Source organism: Bradyrhizobium sp. WCU1 (genome assembly GCF_053474805.1).
Window position 1 is genome coordinate 5,340,875 of sequence record NZ_CM130280.1, and the last position, 15,787, is coordinate 5,356,661.

Below are 15,787 nucleotides of genomic sequence, written 5' to 3' on the forward strand. Positions count from 1 at the left end.
TATAACCTATTTCCAGGCAATTGAAGAATCGCGTGAGAGACGCCGCATGAACAGTCCAGGGAACGGCCGGAGCAACAGTCCGAGCCGGGTGATCAGCTTCGTCAACGCCGGCCATTTCATCGATCACTATGCGATGCTGATCTTCGCCGCTGCGGTTATCATCATGGGCCCGGCGCTCGGCATGGCCTATTCGGAGCTGCTGCCCTACGCGACGCCGGGCTTCATCGCCTTCGGCGCCGGCTCGCTGATCACCGGCTGGCTCGGCGATCGCTGGAGCCGCCGCCATATGATGGTGATCTTCTTCGTCGGCATCGGGGCGTCGATGATCTCGGTCGGCTTCGTGCAGACGCCGCTGCAACTCGGCGCCGCGCTGCTTGCGATCGGCATCTTCGCCTCGATCTACCATCCGGTCGGCACCGCGATGATCGTGTCCTATGCCGAGAAGCTCGGCGCCCAGATGGGCATCAACGGCGTCTGGGGCAATCTCGGCGTCGCCTCGTCGGCGCTGGTCACCGGCGTGATCGGCCAGTATCTCGGCTGGCGCTGGGCCTTCATCGTGCCCGGCACGGTCACCGTGCTGATCGGCATCGCCTTCGCGATGACGGTGGTGCATGAGGACCGCAAGGGCTCCAGGCAGGCCGCAGCCCAGGTGCGCGTCGCCAAGGAAGACATGTGGCGCGTGGTGCTGTCGCTGCTGATCGTCGTGATCGCGATCTCGACCACGTTCAACGCGGTGACGGTGGCGCTGCCGAAATTGTTCGCCGAACGGCTTGCCGATCTGACGAAGAGCCCTGCGCTGCTCGGCGTGATCGCGGCCGGGGTCTATGTGTTCGGCGCGATGACCCAGTACACGATCGGCAAGCTGCTCGACAGGCATTCGCTGAAGACGGTGGCGCTGCCGCTGTCGTTCATGCTGGCGCCGTTCCTCTATCTGGCGGCGAGCCTGTCCAACCTGCCGCTGATCGTGGTCTCGATCGGCATCGTGATGGGTGCGTTCGGCCAGGTCACGGTAAATGATGCGATGGTCGGCAAATACACCACCGAGGAATGGCGCTCGCGCGCTTATGCGGTGCGCTATTTCGTCGGCTTCACCGCGGCCGGTGCCTCCGTCGGCCTGGTGGCCTGGCTGTACGACCAGGGCGGCTTCTCGATGATGCTGCGCGCGTTCGCAGCGCTGTGCCTGCTGGCGATCGCAGCCGCGATCATCCTGCCGCGCGAGATCCGTACCCCCGCCTCGCAGGCCGGCTGACAAGCCATTCGTCACGCCGCGGCGAGCCCTCCGTCAATGCGGGGCTGGCCGCTGGTCGCTGTTGCAACACTCAGCTACAAGACGCCGGACAATAACCGGCCGGGCGCAAGACCCGGCGTGGAGGAGGTCCGATGTCGTTTCGACTGCTGCGTCTGGCCGGCCTCGTTCTGGGAGTGATGACGATGGCCGCTTCAGCTCATGCCGATGCCTTGAAAGACGAGATCGCGCCGACCGGAAAGCTCCGGGTCGCGATCGCAATCAGTCCGGCGGGCGGCGCGTTCTGGTGCACCAGGACGGAGAACGGCTATGCCGGTGTTCCCGTCGATCTCGGCAAGGCGATGGCGGCGCAGCTCGGCGTGCCCATCGACTATGTCGTGCACCAGAACTCCGGCCAGATCACCGACGCGGCGGCGAACAACGCCTGGGACATCACCTTCCTGCCCAAGGATGCCGAGCGCGAGACCAAGATGACGTTCGGTCCGATCTATGAGGTTGCCGACGCCACCTACATCGTCAAGCCGGGCTCGACGATCACCAGTTTCGCCGCGCTGGACCAGGACGGCGTCAAGGTCGCCGCCGTCAACGCCACCACGACGATGCGCGGCGCGATCGCGCATCTCAAGCACGCAAAGGTCACGGGCTATCAGACCTATGACGAGATCTTCAATCTCCTGAAGGGCGGCGGGATCGATGCCTTCGCGCTGTCGCGCGATCAGCTCAACGCGATGGCCAGCAAGATCCCGGGTGCGCGCGTGCTGGACGAGACCTTCAAGCAGACCGTCACCGCGGTCGCGGTGCCGCTCGACCATCCGCTGGCCGCGGCGTTCGCCACGAAGTTCATGACCGACGCGATCGCCAATGGCACGCTGCGCAAGGCCTATGACAATAACGGGCTGAAGGGTTCGCCGGTCCGTACCGAGGTGAAGTGAGCCGCGCCTCCGGCGTGGCGGCATCCGGGCATGCTGCATAATTCTGCGCCGTCGTGCCGGCCGGTTTTAATGCGTGGCACCCGCGGCAATCGGATCGAGCCCGCTGTTGACCAGCGCATCGCGAGCATCCGGTGAGGCGAGGAAGCTGATCAGCGCCTTGCCGGCATCGGGCTCTTTTGAAACCGACGCGATCCCGGCGGAAAACACCGTGATCTTCTGCAGCGGCTCCGGCAACGGGCCGACGATGTCGATGCCGCTGACCGGCTTCAACTCGGAGATCTGCTGCAGGCCGATCTCGGCCTCGCCCCTGGCGACGATCTCGCCGACCGGGGTCGCCGGGATCATCCGCGCCTTGTCCTTCATCTGGTCGGCGATGCCGAGTTTTGCGAACATCTCGGTCGAGACATAGACGCCGCTGGCGCTGTCGGAATAGGCGACCGATTTCGCCGCCAGCAGCGCCTGCTTGACGCTGTCGGCCGAACTGATGTCGGGCCTCGGCGCGCCTGATTTGACCGCGATCCCGATCGGCGACTTCACGAGGTCGACGCGGCTGTCGGCCACCACCTTGCCCTGCTTGATCAAGTCACCGAGCGCATAGCCGACCATGATCAGCACGTCGGCCGGCTCGCCGCGCTCGAGCCGCACCGGAATGGCGTTCGTGGTCGTGCCCATCGACGGCCCGAAGGCGGTCACCACCTTGTTGCCGGTCTTGCGCTCGAACTCCGGCACCAGCGCCTTGTAGGCCGCAGTCAGCCCGCCCGAGATCATGACATGGACTTCGGCGGCCGACGCGGCCGACGCAAAGGCGAGGGCGCCGATGACGGCGAGCGTGAGGGCACGAAAGGCGGAGGCTGATCGCATGGAGTTTCTCCCTGGACGATTCTTCGAGAGCGGGGTCGTCGTGGACCGGGAGACTATAGCTCGGGAAGAGGCGTGACTAGCCTTCCACCGTCATTGCGAGGAGCGCAGCGACGAAGCAATCCATGGCACCGCATATGCGGGGCGATGGATTGCTTCGCTTCGCTCGCAATGACGGGGAGGGAGTGTCGTTACGCCCTCACGAATTCACATGCACGAAATCGCGCAGCAGCGGGTAGATCTCGTTGTTCCAGCGCTTGCCGGAGAACACGCCGTAATGGCCGACGCCGGCCTGCATGTGGTGCACCTTGCGATAGGTGCGCACGCCGGTGCAGAGGTCCTGGGCGGCGAGCGTCTGGCCGATCGAGCAGATGTCGTCCTTCTCGCCTTCCACCGTCATCAGGCCCATGCGCCGGATCGCCGCCGGGTTCACCGCGCGGCCGCGATGCATCAGCATGCCCTGCGGCAGCAGATGCTCCTGGAACACGTCGCGCACCGTCTCGATGTAGAATTCGGCCGGCAGGTCCATCACGGCGAAATACTCGTCGTAGAAGGTCTTGATCACCTCGGCCTTGTCGGTCTCGCCCTTGGCGAGATGGTCGGCGAGATCGATGTGCTGCTTGATGTGGCGCTCGAGATTCATCGAGACGAACGCCGTGAGCTGCACGAAGCCGGGATAGACCTGGCGCAGCGCGCCCTTGCACTGCATCGGCACGTAGTTGATCAGATTGTCCTCGAACCATTCGATCGGCTTGCTCTTGGCGAACTGGTTCACCTTGGTCGGCTGGATCCGCGTGTCGATCGGTCCGGCCATCAGGGTCAACGATGCCGGCCGCGCCGGATGATTGTCCTCCGACATGATCGCGGCCGCCGCCAGCGCCGACACCGAGGGCTGGCAGATCGCCACCATATGCGCGCGCGGGCCGAGCTGGCCGAGAAAGTCGATCAGATGGTCGGTATAGTCCTCGAGCCCGAAGCGGCCCTCCTTGCGCGGGATATCGCGCGGATTGTGCCAATCGGTGATGTAGACGTCGTGGTCCTGCAGCAGCGTCTTCACCGTGCCGCGCAGCAACGTTGCGAAATGTCCGGACATCGGCGCCACCAGCAGCAGCCGCGGCTGCTCCGGTCCGTCCACCTTCTTGAAATGTAAGAGTGAGCCGAACGGCGTCGCATAGGCGACCTCCTCGGTCACCTGGTACTCCCTGTTGCCGGAGGTCACGCTGCCGATGGCGTAGTCGGGGCGGGCATAGGTCAGGGTGGAGCGGGAGATCAGCTCGAGCGCGGCAGCGAGCCGGCCGAACGTCCGCTGCGAGGTGCCTCGCGGCACCAGATTGAGATAGCGCAGTGCCGCCGCGGCACCGGTCCGCCACGGCGCCGTGAGGTCCATATGGTTCTGATAGGCCTGGTACAGCATCGACATCATACGCATCCACCCGGTGGCCTGGTCTGCCAAGCAATATCGAGGCCAGAGGCGGGCCAGCTGCCCGGGAAATTGGCACGTGGCTTGCTCGAAAAACGACCGGTTCCGGGGGCGCGGCGGTTGGACCGGCGCGCGGCGTCCGGCAGCGAGGCAGGTTTTCGGGCGTGAGGAACTGACATGGCGAAGGCGACACTCACCATCAGCAGCAAGAATTACTCGTCCTGGTCGCTGCGCGGCTGGCTGCTGGCGAAATTCGCCGGGCTGGAGTTCGAGGAGGTGGTCACCGCCCCCGATGACCCCTCGGCGCGGGCCGAACTGCTGCTGCTGTCGTCGTCGATCCTGGTGCCCTGCCTGCGCCACGAGGGCGCGACGGTCTGGGATACGCTGGCGATCGGCGAGTATCTCAACGAGATCATGCCGCAGGCCGGGCTGTTGCCGGACGACCGCATCCAGCGCGCGCATTGCCGCTCGATCTCGGGGGAAATCCATTCCGGCTTCACCACGCTGCGGTCCTCGCTGCCGGTCAATCTCAAGGGCCATTTCCCCGGCTTCAAGATCTGGTCGCGGGCGCAGGCCGATATCGAGCGCGTCTGCGCCATCTGGCGCGATTGCCTTAGCCTATCGGGCGGGCCGTTCCTGTTCGGCGAGCGCCGCACCATGGCGGATGCGATGTATGCGCCCGTCGTGACCCGCTTCATGACCTATGACGTGAAGCTCGATTCCGGTCTCGCAGGCTATGCCAGCACCATCATGGCGATGCCCGAGATGCAGGAATGGATCGAGGCTGCGAAGGCGGAGCCTGCCGACGTCGAGGAGCTCGAGGTCGAATATTAGGCAGGCCGCGCACCCGGCCTGCCTGCGCCGGCGGCTCAAGCTCCAGGCAAGACTTGCTCAATCGACGTGCCGTCCGCGTCGGCCATCGGGCGCTGCGGGCGATCGAGCACGGCGCGCGCCGAACGCAAATTAGCGCCGCAGGCCAAATGCTTCCGCCGCGAGATCGGCGCATGGCGGGACCGATCGCCGCAGCGCGATCGGGCTGGCAAGGATTTCGCATAGCAATATTCGAGCTGTGACCGCGACGATGCGACGCTGCCGAAAATTTGGACGCTGAGCCGCCGCGATCTCGCGAAAACGAGAACCGTGGAGGCTTGAAATGAACCAGCACGCCGTCGTCAGCAAATTCTCCCACGTCAAACCCGGTGACACCGAGTTCAAGGGCGGAGGTCTGCGCGACTTCTTCCTGTATCGCGATCTTGGCATTGCGGATGCAACCGGCGGGCAGGTGATCTGCCATCTGGTCAAGGCCAATCCCGACATGCCGCCGGAACAGGGCACCGGCTGGCACAAGCACCTGTGCGATTTTCAGATCGTCATCATGACCAAGGGCTGGGCCCGCTTCATGTACGAGGACAAGGAGACGCTGGTCGAGGCCGGCGACGTCATCCATCAGCGTCCCGGCATCACCCACTACCTGTTCGATTACTCGAAGGACATGGAATACCTCGAGATCGTCAGCCCCGCCGATTTCAAGACGGTGGATGTGCCGCCGGCAACCGAGACCGTGCCGCCGATCACGCCGTGGAAATGATCGCCAAGGCGGATCGCAGAGGAGGGATCGCAAATGTCGTCTGCGGAGGAATTAACCCTTGTCGTCGGCCGCTGGCTGCGGCCGATCATCATGCTTCTGTATGTGGTGCGCCGTCTTGGGTTGATGACCACATCTAGCCGTGAACAACGGAGTACGCTGCTCAATCAGTGATTCGGACGCGGTTCGTTCCGTTCGCGTTCCAAATCTTAAAGCACGTCGCATGCGCGTCGCGTTTTGAAACAGCGCATGCACATGACCGGAAGGATCATGTGCAGGAGCGGCGGCTTGCAGGCTCAGGCCATGCCCGGTTGCTTCTCGCGCGGCTTACGCCAGGCGATGACGTTGACTTCCAGCGCACCACCTGTCGTGTCATTGCGCCACTGGCCGTCGACGAAGCGGCAGGCGAACGGCAGCTGATACGTTCCGCTGTGATCCTCACAAAGCACTTCCACGCGTTGTTCCGGCGAAGGTTCGCCATTGCCATCGAATTGCGCCAGCCGCTTTTCGCGCGTTGCCATGCGATCTGTCTCCACTGCCCAAGGTCGAGCCAAAAGGGGTCGAACCAAACAAGTTCCGAAGGCCCCCGTCCCCACGAGTAGTCCCCGTAATGGGTGAAGCACACCGCTCGAATGCGGTTTCAGTGTGGTATGTCTGCCTGGCTTTCAGCGTCGCGCGCACAAAACTGTGAATGACGCATGTGATTGGGGATGCCGATGATCGCTCGTTTCGCTCTTGTCCTGCTCGTGCCGCTTGCGCTCGGCGTCGTCGGAACCGCGCATGCGCAGGACGTTCCCGGCATCGAGATCTGCACCGTCGAGAAGACGATGGAGCGGCGCACCAGCTGCCTGCAGAGCAACGTCGATTTCCTGCAGAAGACGATCAGCAAGCTCACCACGGATCATCAGCAGAAGCTCGACGCCGCCAACCGGCAGATCGTGAGCTTGCAGAATGCGGTGGCAAGCTTGCAGAAGCTCGTCACCGACTTGCAGGCGGTGCAGCTCAAGCTGACCGAGGATCTGAAGAAGAAAGCGGACGCGCCGCCGGCGAAGGATGCCGCGCCTGCGGCAAAGGACGGGACGAAGTAGCAGACTTCGATCCGCGAACTCTCTTCGCCTCTCCCGCCTGCGGGGAGGCCGTATCGCATCGTTAGATGCGATACGGGTGGGGGCTCTCTCCACGGAATGACTCGTGAAGAGAGCCCCCACCCCAGCCCTCCCCCGCAAGCGGAAGAGGGGGCACACCGCCGTCGCGGCGCTCTCACGCCACCCGATATTTCTCCATCACGTCGCGATCCGGCTCGTAGCCGAGCCCGGGGCCCTGCGGCACGGCGACATGGCCGTGGGCGTCGACGGCGATCCGCTCGCCCCACAGGCAGGCGGGGCGCTTCATGAAGAACACCTCGATCAGCCCGGCGTCGCGGATCGCCATCAGATGCAGCGTGGCGAGGAAGCCCGGCCCGAAATAGGGCGAGTGCGGAATCACCTGGACGCCGAACTCGTCGGCCAGCACGGCGACCCGCAGGAATTCGGTGACGCCGCCGACCTTGATCACCGACGGCTGCGCGTGGCTGACCGCGCCCGCGGTCATCATCTGCCGGAATTGATGCACGGTGCAGGCGTTCTCGCCGGCCGCGATATCGAGCCGGCCCTCCCTGCGCACCTCGGCGAGCGTCGCGAAATCCTCAGGCGGCCAGACCGGCTCCTCCAGGAACATCGGCGCGGCCTGCTTGCAGTCGCGCGCGAATTGAATTGCCGCCGGCCCGTCCAGCGGGCAGTTCATGTCGACCATCAGCGGCACGCCGGGGCCGATCGCCTCGCGCGCGGCAGAGACCGCAGGCACCGTGGTCTCGTGCAGCTTGATCGCGGCATAGCCAAGCTTGATCGCCTTCTTGCATTCGGCGGCGATCTGCGCCGGATTGCCGATCCGCATCAGGCTCGCATAGGCTGGAATCGTACTGCGCTTCGCGCCGCCGATCAGCTGATGCAGCGGCACGCCCTTCACCTTGCCGGCGAGATCCCACAGCGCGATGTCGAGCGCCGAGATCGCAAACATCGTGATGCCGTAGCGGCCGAAAAGATGCAGATTGCGCTGGATCTGCTCCATCGCGGCGGGAATCCCGGCGGCATCGGGCACCTCGAGGCCGCGTGCCTGCGGCGCGATCATCTCGGCGACCGCGGTGCAGCTCGTCTTCGGGCAGACATAGGCGAATGCATCGCCCCAGCCGGTCAGGCCGGCATCGGTCGAGACCTCGACCAGCACCATGTCGAGCGCCGAGATGGCGGAAGCGCCCTGGCGGAAGCTCGCGGGGCCGGCGTCGTAGGGAATGCGGATATGGTGGGCGCGGACGTCGGTGATTTTCATTGTTGTTGTCCTTCCGATCGCAGGATGTGCCTTCGGGTCGCGGTGGCCGGACACTTCAGCATCGCTACGGCGCCGGGTTGATCGCCCGGGTGCCGGCCATCGCAAATCCTGCCTGCGAAAAATCTTGCGCGTGAATCGTGTCGAAGACGTGGATGCCCGGCGCGTTGCCGGGCATCATGAAGCTCAAAGTGGTGGCGGAAAGTCCTTATGAGCTCTTCTCGCCGCTCATGATCGGGCCGAACCGCTCCCAGCTCTCGCCCTTGAAGCGCATCATCTGCAACTGCTCGATCGGTGCGTAGTCGTCCGGTCCGGTCTTGATCCTGGTGCCGGGCAGGTAGATGCCGATCTCGAAGTTGAGGCTCGCCGCCTGTTTCATCAGGTTCTCGCGGGTGAGGTTGTCGCCGCATTGCCGCAGCACCTGCTCCAGCCCCTTGGCGACGCCGTAGCCGAACACGGTCGAGGCGTCGTTCTGGTCGCCCTCCGGATACCACTTGGTCATGAAGGCGCGCCACTCGTTCATGGCCGGATCGCTCTTCCACTCGTGATCCGCGGGATCCTTCAGATACTGGGTCGACAGGATGTCCTGGCTCGCCTCGTAGCCGGCCGGCTTCATCACGCCGCCGATCGACACCGAGACGTTGGTGAGGAAGTGCACCGGATGCCAGTCCAGCTCGGCAGCCTTCTTGATCGCCTGTGCCGCGAATTTCGGCGTCGCGATGTTGACGAAGATGTCGGGGTTGGCGCCCTTGATCTGCACGATCTGCGAATCTACCGTCGGCGACGAGGTCTCGTAGGAGGATTCGACGATGATCAGCTTCTTGGCCTGGTCGCCCAGCCCGTCGTGCAGGCCGATCAGATAGTCCTTGCCGAAATCATCGTTCTGATACAGCACGCCGATGGTCTTGCCGGGATATTTCTGCAGGATGTATTTGGCATAGATGCGCGCTTCGACCTGGTAGCTCGGCTGCCAGCCCATGGTCCACGGAAAATTCTTCGGATCGTTCCACTTGGCGGCGCCGGTGGAGACGAACAGCTGCGGCACCTTCTTGGCGTTCATGTATTTCTGGATCGCGGTGTTGCCCGGCGTGCCTAGCGGATTGAAGATCAGGAGCACCTCGTCGCTCTCGACCAGCTTGCGGGCCTGCTCGACCATCTTCGGCGGCGAGTAGGCGTCGTCGTAGGAGATGAAATTGACCTTGCGGCCGTTGATGCCGCCCTCGCTGTTGAGCTTGTTGAAATAGGCCGCCTCGGTCTTGCCGATGGTGGCGTAGGCCGACGCCGGGCCCGAATAGGGCATGATGTTGCCGACCTTGATCTCGGTGTCGGTTGCGCCCGGATCGTATTTCTTTTGTGCGTTGGCGGCGCTTGCGACGGCGATCGTCAAAAGCCCCGCAAGCACTGCAGATTTGACGCAGTTGGCATAGCTCAAGCGGTGGTGGTGCATCATTGTCCTCCCTGACATGCTGGCCGCGGCTCGTGCAGTCTTGATTTTCGGGCAGCTTGATGAGCCGTCGGATCGATGCAACTGCGAGTATGCACGATTGCAACGCTGTTGCCAGTGACGGCTTTGCGGTAGAATTTCGCAGAGCGAAATCTCGGCTTCGCCGCCGCGCAGCAAGGACTGTCAAACGCCGCGCGCGGCGGCCGTGCATGATGCCCGAGCTTTTCAGGAAAGCCGTCGTCCATGAATCCAGCCCAGAAGGCACTCTGGTACATCGAAGGCCATCTCAACAGGTCGCTGACGCTCGACGACATCGCTGCCGTCGCCGGGGTCTCGCGCTTCCATCTGGTGCGGGCGTTCGCGGAAGCGACCGGGTTCTCGGTGATGCGCTACGTGCGGGCGCGCCGCCTCAGCGAGGCCGCGCGCGAGCTTGCGGCCGGTGCGCCCGACATTCTCACGCTGGCGCTGGATGCGGATTACGGCTCCCACGAAGCATTCACCCGCGCGTTTCGCGACCATTTCGGCGTCACCCCGGAGACGGTGCGCGCGACGACGTGCCTGACGACGCTCAAGCTCCAGGAGCCGATCACCATGATCTCGACCGCCCTCGATCACCTCGATCCGCCGCGCATCGCGACCGGCAAGGCCTTTCTCGTCGCTGGCGTCGGCGAGCGCTACAACCACGCCAATGACAGCACGGCCGGCATTCCGAACCAGTGGAGCGGCTTCCACCAGCAATGCGCGCATATTCCGCGCCAGGTCGGCCATGGCGCCTACGGGGTCTGCTGCAACGGCGACGATGCCGGCAATTTCGACTACATCGCGGGCGTCGAGGTCGCCGATTTCTCCGATCTGCCGCGCGAGTTCGCGCGGGTCCGGATCCCGGCGCAGAAATACGTGGTGTTCACCCACGCCGACCACATCTCGACCATCCGCCGCACCGTCAACACGATCTGGAATCGCTGGCTGCCGCAATCCGGCATGAAGGTCGCGGACGCGCCGAACTTCGAGCGCTACGACGAGAGGTTCGATGCATCGACCGGCGTCGGCGGGCTCGAGATCTGGGTGCCGGTGAAGGAGTAGTGTCGGCCTCGTCTGGCGAGAAGCTCCGCGTTCACCTCGAGCGATCGCGGCGCAGCCGCATCGAGAATGTGAACCGGTCCGCCGGATGGACGGTCACGGATATTTCGACGGTGTCGCCCGCCTGATCCAGATAGCGCCGGAGGATACGCAGCGCCGCGGCGCCTGAATTCTCTCCCAGCGCCTTCGCCGAGGCCGGGTTCAGCTGGACGGCCTGCACGTCCTGGCGGATTTCGGCGATGCGCCGGCCATATCGCTGCTCGATCAAATCGCTGATCAGTGCGTGCGGGTGGTCGCGTACGATGTCGCGCAGCTCGGCATAGGCAGGATCGACATACACGTCGGTCCAGCCGATCGGCGTCGACCCGGATGACGCGCTCATGCGCAGGCTGGAGATGCGGAGCCATTTGCTGCCGGCCGCGCAACCGAGGTCGCGCGCCAAAGCCTTGTCGGCAACGATATCCTTGATCTCCTGGACGACGCGGGTGTGTTCGATGCCGAACTGGACGAGGTCCTCGACCGAGGCGAGCGATTGGTGGTAGCCGCGCGACGGCGACGCCGCCTCGACCCTGGTCCCTGCCTTCTTCTTGCGCGACACCAGACCGAGGTCCTGCAACTCCCGGATCGCAGCCCGCACGGTGTGACGACTCGCGCCGTATTGCTCGCACAGTTCGAGCTCCTTCGGCAGCACCGAGCCCACGGGAAACCGCCCGTTTCCAATGCCTTCTGCGAGATCGCGCGCCACCTGCGCGTAGCGGGTCTCAGCCATCCTGGAACGTTCCCCCAGTCCGAATCCGACGGTCCGAGGGTAGCACGCCCTTGACATTATGTCCGGACATAAAATACAAGATTATGTCCGGACATAAAAAAGCCTTTGGGAGGCCCTCATGCACGCCGCCATTCCGACCGCCACGACTGTTCTCGACTCGATCCTGTTTCGTGACGCATTCGGTACGCCGCGCATGCGCGAGATCTTCTCGGACTACGCGCTGATTTCCCGCTACGCCGAGGTCGAGATCGCGCTCGCGAAGGCGGAGGCGCGGTGTGGCGTCATTCCCTCCGAGGCGGCCGACGAGATCGCTGAGCGGACCGACGTTGCGGCGCTCGATTTCGATCTGCTGCGCCAGGAAACCGACATCGTCGGCTATCCGATCCTGCCGCTCGTGCATCAGATGGCAAAGCAATGCGGCGACGCCGGCCGCTACGTGCACTGGGGCGCGACCACGCAGGACATCATGGACAGCGCCGTGATCCTCCAGGTGCGCGACGGCCTTGACATCATCGAGCAGGACATCGCGGAGCTGCGCAGGATTCTCGCAGGTCTGTCCAAGCGGCATCGCGACACGACGATGGCCGGCCGCACCCACCTGCAACAGGCCCTGCCGGTCACGTTCGGCTACAAATGCGCGATCTGGCTTGCGATGTTCGATCGCCACGCCGAACGGCTCGCGCAACTGCGGCCACGCGTGCTGGTCGGCCAATTCGCCGGCGCCGCCGGGACGCTGGCCTCGCTTGGCAGCCGAGGCCTCGATGTCCAGCAGGCGCTCTGCGAAGAACTCGGGCTGGGGGTGCCGGTTTCGACCTGGCACGTGGCGCGCGACGCCCTCGCGGAAGCCGTGAACTTCCTCGGCCTCGTGACCGGCTCGCTCGGCAAGATCGCCCTCGACATCATGATGATGACCTCGACCGAATTCGCCGAAGTCTACGAGCCGTTTGTGAAGGGCCGCGGTGCGTCCTCCACCATGCCGCAGAAGCGCAATCCGATCTCGTCGGAGCTCATGCTGGCGGCGGCCAAGGGCGTGCGCCAGCATGCCGGCCTGATGCTCGATGCCACGATCCAGGACTTCGAGCGCGCGACCGGACCGTGGCATGCCGAATGGATGGCGATCCCCGAAAGCTTCGTCCTGACGGCCGGCGCCTTGCACCAGGCCAAGTTCGCGCTCGGGGGCCTGATCGTCGATGAAGCGCGGATGGCGACGAATCTCGACATCAGCCGCGGTCTCATCGTGGCGGAAGCCGTGATGATGGGCCTTGCGCCGCAGCTCGGGCGCCAGGACGCCCACGACGTCGTCTACGACGCCTGCCGTCGCGCCAACGAGCAGAACATATCGCTCGCCGACGCGCTTTCGGCCGATCCGAGAATCTCCTCGCGCATCGATCGGGCGACGATCGAGCGGCTCACATCGCCCCGCAACTATCTCGGCCTTGCGCCCGAGATGGTCGACCGCGTGCTGGCCAGCGCGGCGCGCTGACGCGCGCCAGTCCGGCATCGCCCGTTCATCAATAGACGCGACCAACGCGCATTCGGAGGAAATCCATGTCTACGGCCGCCGCCTCGCTCGGGCTCCAAACGTCGACGCCTGCGCCGATTTCGAAGCAACCGCTTTGGAGGAACCTCGGCTTTCAGGTGATCATCGCCATGATCCTCGGCGCGGCCGTCGGCTTCCTGTTCCCGTCTCTGGCGATCGAACTCGAGATACTCGGCGACATCTTCCTTCGTCTGATCAAGACCGCGGTGGCGCCGCTGGTGTTCCTGTGCGTTGCAGCCGGAATCGTGTCGGCCGGAGACTTCAAGCGGGTCGGCAAGGTCGGCCTGGTTGCGATGATCTATTTCGAGATCGTATCGACGATTGCGCTCGCGTTCGGACTCGTTGCCGGCAATCTTTTGGGCGTCGGCAAGGGCATCGCGACCGCGACGGCCGGCGCCGGCGTGAAGCCGCCGGCGGCTCCGGGAAAGCCGCAAGGCGCGCTGGATTTCATCCTCAACATCTTCCCCGACAATTTCCTCGGCGCGTTCACCCGCGGCGAATTGCTGCAAGTCCTCGCCATCGCCATCATCTTTGGCGCGGCGCTGCTGCGCCTGAGATCGGACAAGCGCCAGCCGATAGAAGCCGGGCTGAACCGCATGTCCGAGGTGCTGTTCGAGTTCATTCACATCATCATGTCGTTCGCGCCGATCGGAACCTTCGGCGCCGTCGCATTCGCGGTGGGATCGAGCGGAACGGCAGTGCTGTTGTCCCTGATCTACCTCGTGCTCAGTTTCTATGCCGTGGTGGCGCTGTTCATTGTCGCGGTGCTGGGAACGGTTTGCGCGCTGTTCGGGATCAACCTGTTCCGTTTCCTGCGCTACATCCGGGACGAGATATTCATCGTGCTGGGCACGGCGTCGTCGGAAAGCGTGCTGCCGCGGCTGCTGGAAAAGCTGCCGCAGCTCGGTTGCTCGCGGCAATGTGCCGGTCTTGTGTTGCCGACCGGCTATGCGTTCAATCTCGACGGAACGTCGATCTATATGTCCATGGGCGTCCTGTTCCTCGCCAACGCCTACAACGTGCCGCTCGACTTCAGCCAGCAGCTCGGCATCCTCGCGCTGATGCTCATCACCTCGAAGGGCGCGGCGACGGTCTCCGGCGGCACATTCGTCGTGTTCGCGGCAACGGTCACTGCAACCGGAGTGCTGCCGCTCGAAGGACTGGCGGTGCTGTTCGGCGTCTATCGCTTCATGTCGATTGCGGTTGCGACCACCAATGTCATCGGCAACGCGGTCGCGACCGTCGTCACCGCCAAGCTCTGCGGCGAGTTCGACGAGGCCGTGTCGCAACGGGTGTTGCGCATGAAGGTCGACGTGGCTTGAGCGGGCGCGGCGTTGCGACTGAGTTGCCTGACGGTGCCATGGACTCGCCGTCCTCCCGGCGAAGGCCGGGACCCATAACCACCAATACTCATTGTCGCGCGACGCTGGGGCCGCAGCCTTCTTCGACAACTCAACCCTGTGGCTATGGGTCCCGGCCTTCGCCGGGACGACACCGTTGATGTGCCGCGGTCAGTGCGATCTTGCCAGGCAGAACGCGACGACCTGTTCCAGCGCGGTCTTCATCGGCGAGGGCGGGAATAGCGCCAGCGCGTCGACCGCCATCGCGCCATAGTGCTGGGCGCGGCTGATCGTGTCCTCGAGGGCGCGGTGCTTGGTCATCAGCCCGATCGCGTGGTCGAGATCGCTCGCGCCGATCTCGCCGCGCTCCAGCGCGCGGATCCAGAACTGGCGCTCGGTGTCGTTGCCGCGGCGGAACGCGAGCACCACCGGCAGCGTGATCTTGCCCTCGCGGAAATCGTCGCCGACATTCTTGCCGAGTTTTGCGGATTTGCCGCCATAGTCGAGCACGTCGTCGACGAGCTGGAAGGCGATGCCGAGATTCATGCCGACCGAGCGGCAGGCGGTCTGCTCCGCCTTCGGCCGGTTGGCGATCACCGGACCGACCTCGCAGGCGGCCGCGAACAGCTCCGCGGTCTTGCCTCGGATCACGGCGAGATATTCGTCCTCGGTGGTCGCGGTGTTCTTGGCGGCGGCGAGCTGCATCACCTCGCCCTCGGCGATGGTGGCGGCGGCGGCCGAGAGGATGTCGAGCGCGCGCAGCGAGCCGACCTCGACCATCATGCGGAACGCCTGGCCGAGCAGGAAGTCGCCGACCAGCACGCTGGCCTCATTGCCCCACAGCATCCGCGCGGACAATTTGCCGCGGCGCAGCTCGCTTTCGTCGACCACGTCGTCGTGCAGCAGGGTCGCGGTGTGCATGAACTCGACCGCGGCGGCGAGCTTGATATGGCCGTCGCCGGTGTAGTCCGAGAGCTGGGCCATCGCGAGCGTCAGCATCGGGCGCAACCGCTTGCCCCCGGAGGAGATCAAATGGTTGGCGACCTCGGGGATCATGGTGACCTCGGAGCCGGTTCGCGAAATGATAGTCGCGTTGACGCGCTCCATGTCGGCGGCGACAAGTCCCACCAGCCCGTCGATCGAAGCATTGGACGGGCTTTCGAAGGGTACAATAACCGCCACGCTGGTCTCCAATTTTGCCGAATTCGCACT

At 64.5% G+C, this 15,787-nt stretch carries 16 protein-coding genes; 9 read left to right on the forward strand and 7 right to left on the reverse strand.

Features of this window, described 5'->3' with window-relative positions:
• Positions 1-46: 46 nt before the first annotated feature.
• Together ACTUWL_RS24650 and ACTUWL_RS24655 are read left to right on the forward strand one after the other, a co-directional pair.
• Complete coding sequence (locus ACTUWL_RS24650; RefSeq protein WP_021080037.1) at positions 47-1,249, forward strand: MFS transporter; 1,203 nt, start codon at positions 47-49, stop codon at positions 1,247-1,249.
• A gap of 131 nt (positions 1,250-1,380) precedes the next feature.
• On the forward strand, positions 1,381-2,178 hold the full coding sequence (locus tag ACTUWL_RS24655) for a transporter substrate-binding domain-containing protein (protein WP_021080035.1): 798 nt from the start codon (positions 1,381-1,383) through the stop codon (positions 2,176-2,178).
• Positions 2,179-2,244: 66 nt separating this feature from the next.
• Here the strand turns inward: ACTUWL_RS24655 and ACTUWL_RS24660 are convergent, their stop codons facing one another.
• The gene (locus tag ACTUWL_RS24660) at positions 2,245-3,039 is read right to left on the reverse strand and encodes a substrate-binding domain-containing protein (protein ID WP_021080034.1); all 795 of its coding nucleotides are present in this window, start codon (positions 3,037-3,039) and stop codon (positions 2,245-2,247) included.
• 196 nt (positions 3,040-3,235) lie between these two features.
• Complete coding sequence (locus ACTUWL_RS24665; protein WP_106940502.1) at positions 3,236-4,459, reverse strand: polyhydroxyalkanoate depolymerase; 1,224 nt, start codon at positions 4,457-4,459, stop codon at positions 3,236-3,238.
• Positions 4,460-4,633: 174 nt separating this feature from the next.
• On the opposite strand from ACTUWL_RS24665, the gene ACTUWL_RS24670 reads away from it, so the two are divergent.
• From ACTUWL_RS24670 to ACTUWL_RS24680, 3 genes are all read left to right on the forward strand, one after another.
• Complete coding sequence (locus ACTUWL_RS24670; protein WP_021080032.1) at positions 4,634-5,290, forward strand: glutathione S-transferase; 657 nt, start codon at positions 4,634-4,636, stop codon at positions 5,288-5,290.
• Positions 5,291-5,609: 319 nt separating this feature from the next.
• The gene (locus ACTUWL_RS24675; protein ID WP_021080031.1) at positions 5,610-6,044 is read left to right on the forward strand and encodes a cupin domain-containing protein; all 435 of its coding nucleotides are present in this window, start codon (positions 5,610-5,612) and stop codon (positions 6,042-6,044) included.
• 33 nt (positions 6,045-6,077) lie between these two features.
• Positions 6,078-6,215, forward strand: coding sequence for a hypothetical protein (locus ACTUWL_RS24680; RefSeq protein ID WP_021080030.1), 138 nt, complete (start codon positions 6,078-6,080; stop codon positions 6,213-6,215).
• 122 nt (positions 6,216-6,337) lie between these two features.
• Here the strand turns inward: ACTUWL_RS24680 and ACTUWL_RS24685 are convergent, their stop codons facing one another.
• Positions 6,338-6,562, reverse strand: a complete 225-nt coding sequence (locus tag ACTUWL_RS24685; protein WP_021080029.1) for a hypothetical protein — start codon at positions 6,560-6,562, stop codon at positions 6,338-6,340.
• A 195-nt stretch (positions 6,563-6,757) separates the two neighbouring features.
• Between ACTUWL_RS24685 and ACTUWL_RS24690 the strand changes: the two genes are divergently transcribed.
• A complete protein-coding gene (locus ACTUWL_RS24690; RefSeq protein ID WP_021080028.1) occupies positions 6,758-7,129 on the forward strand; it encodes a hypothetical protein in 372 nt (123 codons plus the stop codon).
• A gap of 172 nt (positions 7,130-7,301) precedes the next feature.
• Here the strand turns inward: ACTUWL_RS24690 and ACTUWL_RS24695 are convergent, their stop codons facing one another.
• Both ACTUWL_RS24695 and ACTUWL_RS24700 read right to left on the reverse strand, forming a co-directional pair.
• The gene (locus tag ACTUWL_RS24695) at positions 7,302-8,405 is read right to left on the reverse strand and encodes a mandelate racemase/muconate lactonizing enzyme family protein (protein ID WP_021080027.1); all 1,104 of its coding nucleotides are present in this window, start codon (positions 8,403-8,405) and stop codon (positions 7,302-7,304) included.
• 205 nt (positions 8,406-8,610) lie between these two features.
• Entirely contained in the window at positions 8,611-9,852 is a 1,242-nt protein-coding gene (locus ACTUWL_RS24700; RefSeq protein ID WP_106940501.1) for an ABC transporter substrate-binding protein, read from the reverse strand.
• Between the two features lie 237 nt (positions 9,853-10,089).
• Between ACTUWL_RS24700 and ACTUWL_RS24705 the strand changes: the two genes are divergently transcribed.
• Entirely contained in the window at positions 10,090-10,929 is an 840-nt protein-coding gene (locus ACTUWL_RS24705; protein ID WP_021080024.1) for an AraC family transcriptional regulator, read from the forward strand.
• Positions 10,930-10,960: 31 nt separating this feature from the next.
• Here ACTUWL_RS24705 and ACTUWL_RS24710 read toward each other — a convergent pair whose 3' ends face one another.
• A complete protein-coding gene (locus ACTUWL_RS24710; RefSeq protein WP_021080023.1) occupies positions 10,961-11,695 on the reverse strand; it encodes a GntR family transcriptional regulator in 735 nt (244 codons plus the stop codon).
• 118 nt (positions 11,696-11,813) lie between these two features.
• On the opposite strand from ACTUWL_RS24710, the gene ACTUWL_RS24715 reads away from it, so the two are divergent.
• Together ACTUWL_RS24715 and ACTUWL_RS24720 are read left to right on the forward strand one after the other, a co-directional pair.
• A complete protein-coding gene (locus ACTUWL_RS24715) occupies positions 11,814-13,178 on the forward strand; it encodes a class-II fumarase/aspartase family protein (RefSeq protein ID WP_021080022.1) in 1,365 nt (454 codons plus the stop codon).
• A 65-nt stretch (positions 13,179-13,243) separates the two neighbouring features.
• Positions 13,244-14,557 (forward strand): cation:dicarboxylate symporter family transporter, encoded by a 1,314-nt coding sequence (locus ACTUWL_RS24720; RefSeq protein ID WP_021080021.1) that lies wholly within the window; start codon positions 13,244-13,246, stop codon positions 14,555-14,557.
• A gap of 189 nt (positions 14,558-14,746) precedes the next feature.
• Here ACTUWL_RS24720 and ACTUWL_RS24725 read toward each other — a convergent pair whose 3' ends face one another.
• Entirely contained in the window at positions 14,747-15,757 is a 1,011-nt protein-coding gene (locus tag ACTUWL_RS24725) for a polyprenyl synthetase family protein (protein ID WP_021080020.1), read from the reverse strand.
• Between the last annotated feature and the right edge of the window lie 30 nt (positions 15,758-15,787).

Coding starts and splice junctions, on each gene's coding strand:
- ACTUWL_RS24650 (WP_021080037.1), top strand. CDS start 47: ATGAACAGTCCAGGGAACGGCCGGAGCAACAGTCCGAGCCGGGTGATC.
- ACTUWL_RS24655 (WP_021080035.1), top strand. CDS start 1,381: ATGTCGTTTCGACTGCTGCGTCTGGCCGGCCTCGTTCTGGGAGTGATG.
- ACTUWL_RS24660 (WP_021080034.1), bottom strand. CDS start 3,039: ATGCGATCAGCCTCCGCCTTTCGTGCCCTCACGCTCGCCGTCATCGGC.
- ACTUWL_RS24665 (WP_106940502.1), bottom strand. CDS start 4,459: ATGATGTCGATGCTGTACCAGGCCTATCAGAACCATATGGACCTCACG.
- ACTUWL_RS24670 (WP_021080032.1), top strand. CDS start 4,634: ATGGCGAAGGCGACACTCACCATCAGCAGCAAGAATTACTCGTCCTGG.
- ACTUWL_RS24675 (WP_021080031.1), top strand. CDS start 5,610: ATGAACCAGCACGCCGTCGTCAGCAAATTCTCCCACGTCAAACCCGGT.
- ACTUWL_RS24680 (WP_021080030.1), top strand. CDS start 6,078: ATGTCGTCTGCGGAGGAATTAACCCTTGTCGTCGGCCGCTGGCTGCGG.
- ACTUWL_RS24685 (WP_021080029.1), bottom strand. CDS start 6,562: ATGGCAACGCGCGAAAAGCGGCTGGCGCAATTCGATGGCAATGGCGAA.
- ACTUWL_RS24690 (WP_021080028.1), top strand. CDS start 6,758: ATGATCGCTCGTTTCGCTCTTGTCCTGCTCGTGCCGCTTGCGCTCGGC.
- ACTUWL_RS24695 (WP_021080027.1), bottom strand. CDS start 8,405: ATGAAAATCACCGACGTCCGCGCCCACCATATCCGCATTCCCTACGAC.
- ACTUWL_RS24700 (WP_106940501.1), bottom strand. CDS start 9,852: ATGATGCACCACCACCGCTTGAGCTATGCCAACTGCGTCAAATCTGCA.
- ACTUWL_RS24705 (WP_021080024.1), top strand. CDS start 10,090: ATGAATCCAGCCCAGAAGGCACTCTGGTACATCGAAGGCCATCTCAAC.
- ACTUWL_RS24710 (WP_021080023.1), bottom strand. CDS start 11,695: ATGGCTGAGACCCGCTACGCGCAGGTGGCGCGCGATCTCGCAGAAGGC.
- ACTUWL_RS24715 (WP_021080022.1), top strand. CDS start 11,814: ATGCACGCCGCCATTCCGACCGCCACGACTGTTCTCGACTCGATCCTG.
- ACTUWL_RS24720 (WP_021080021.1), top strand. CDS start 13,244: ATGTCTACGGCCGCCGCCTCGCTCGGGCTCCAAACGTCGACGCCTGCG.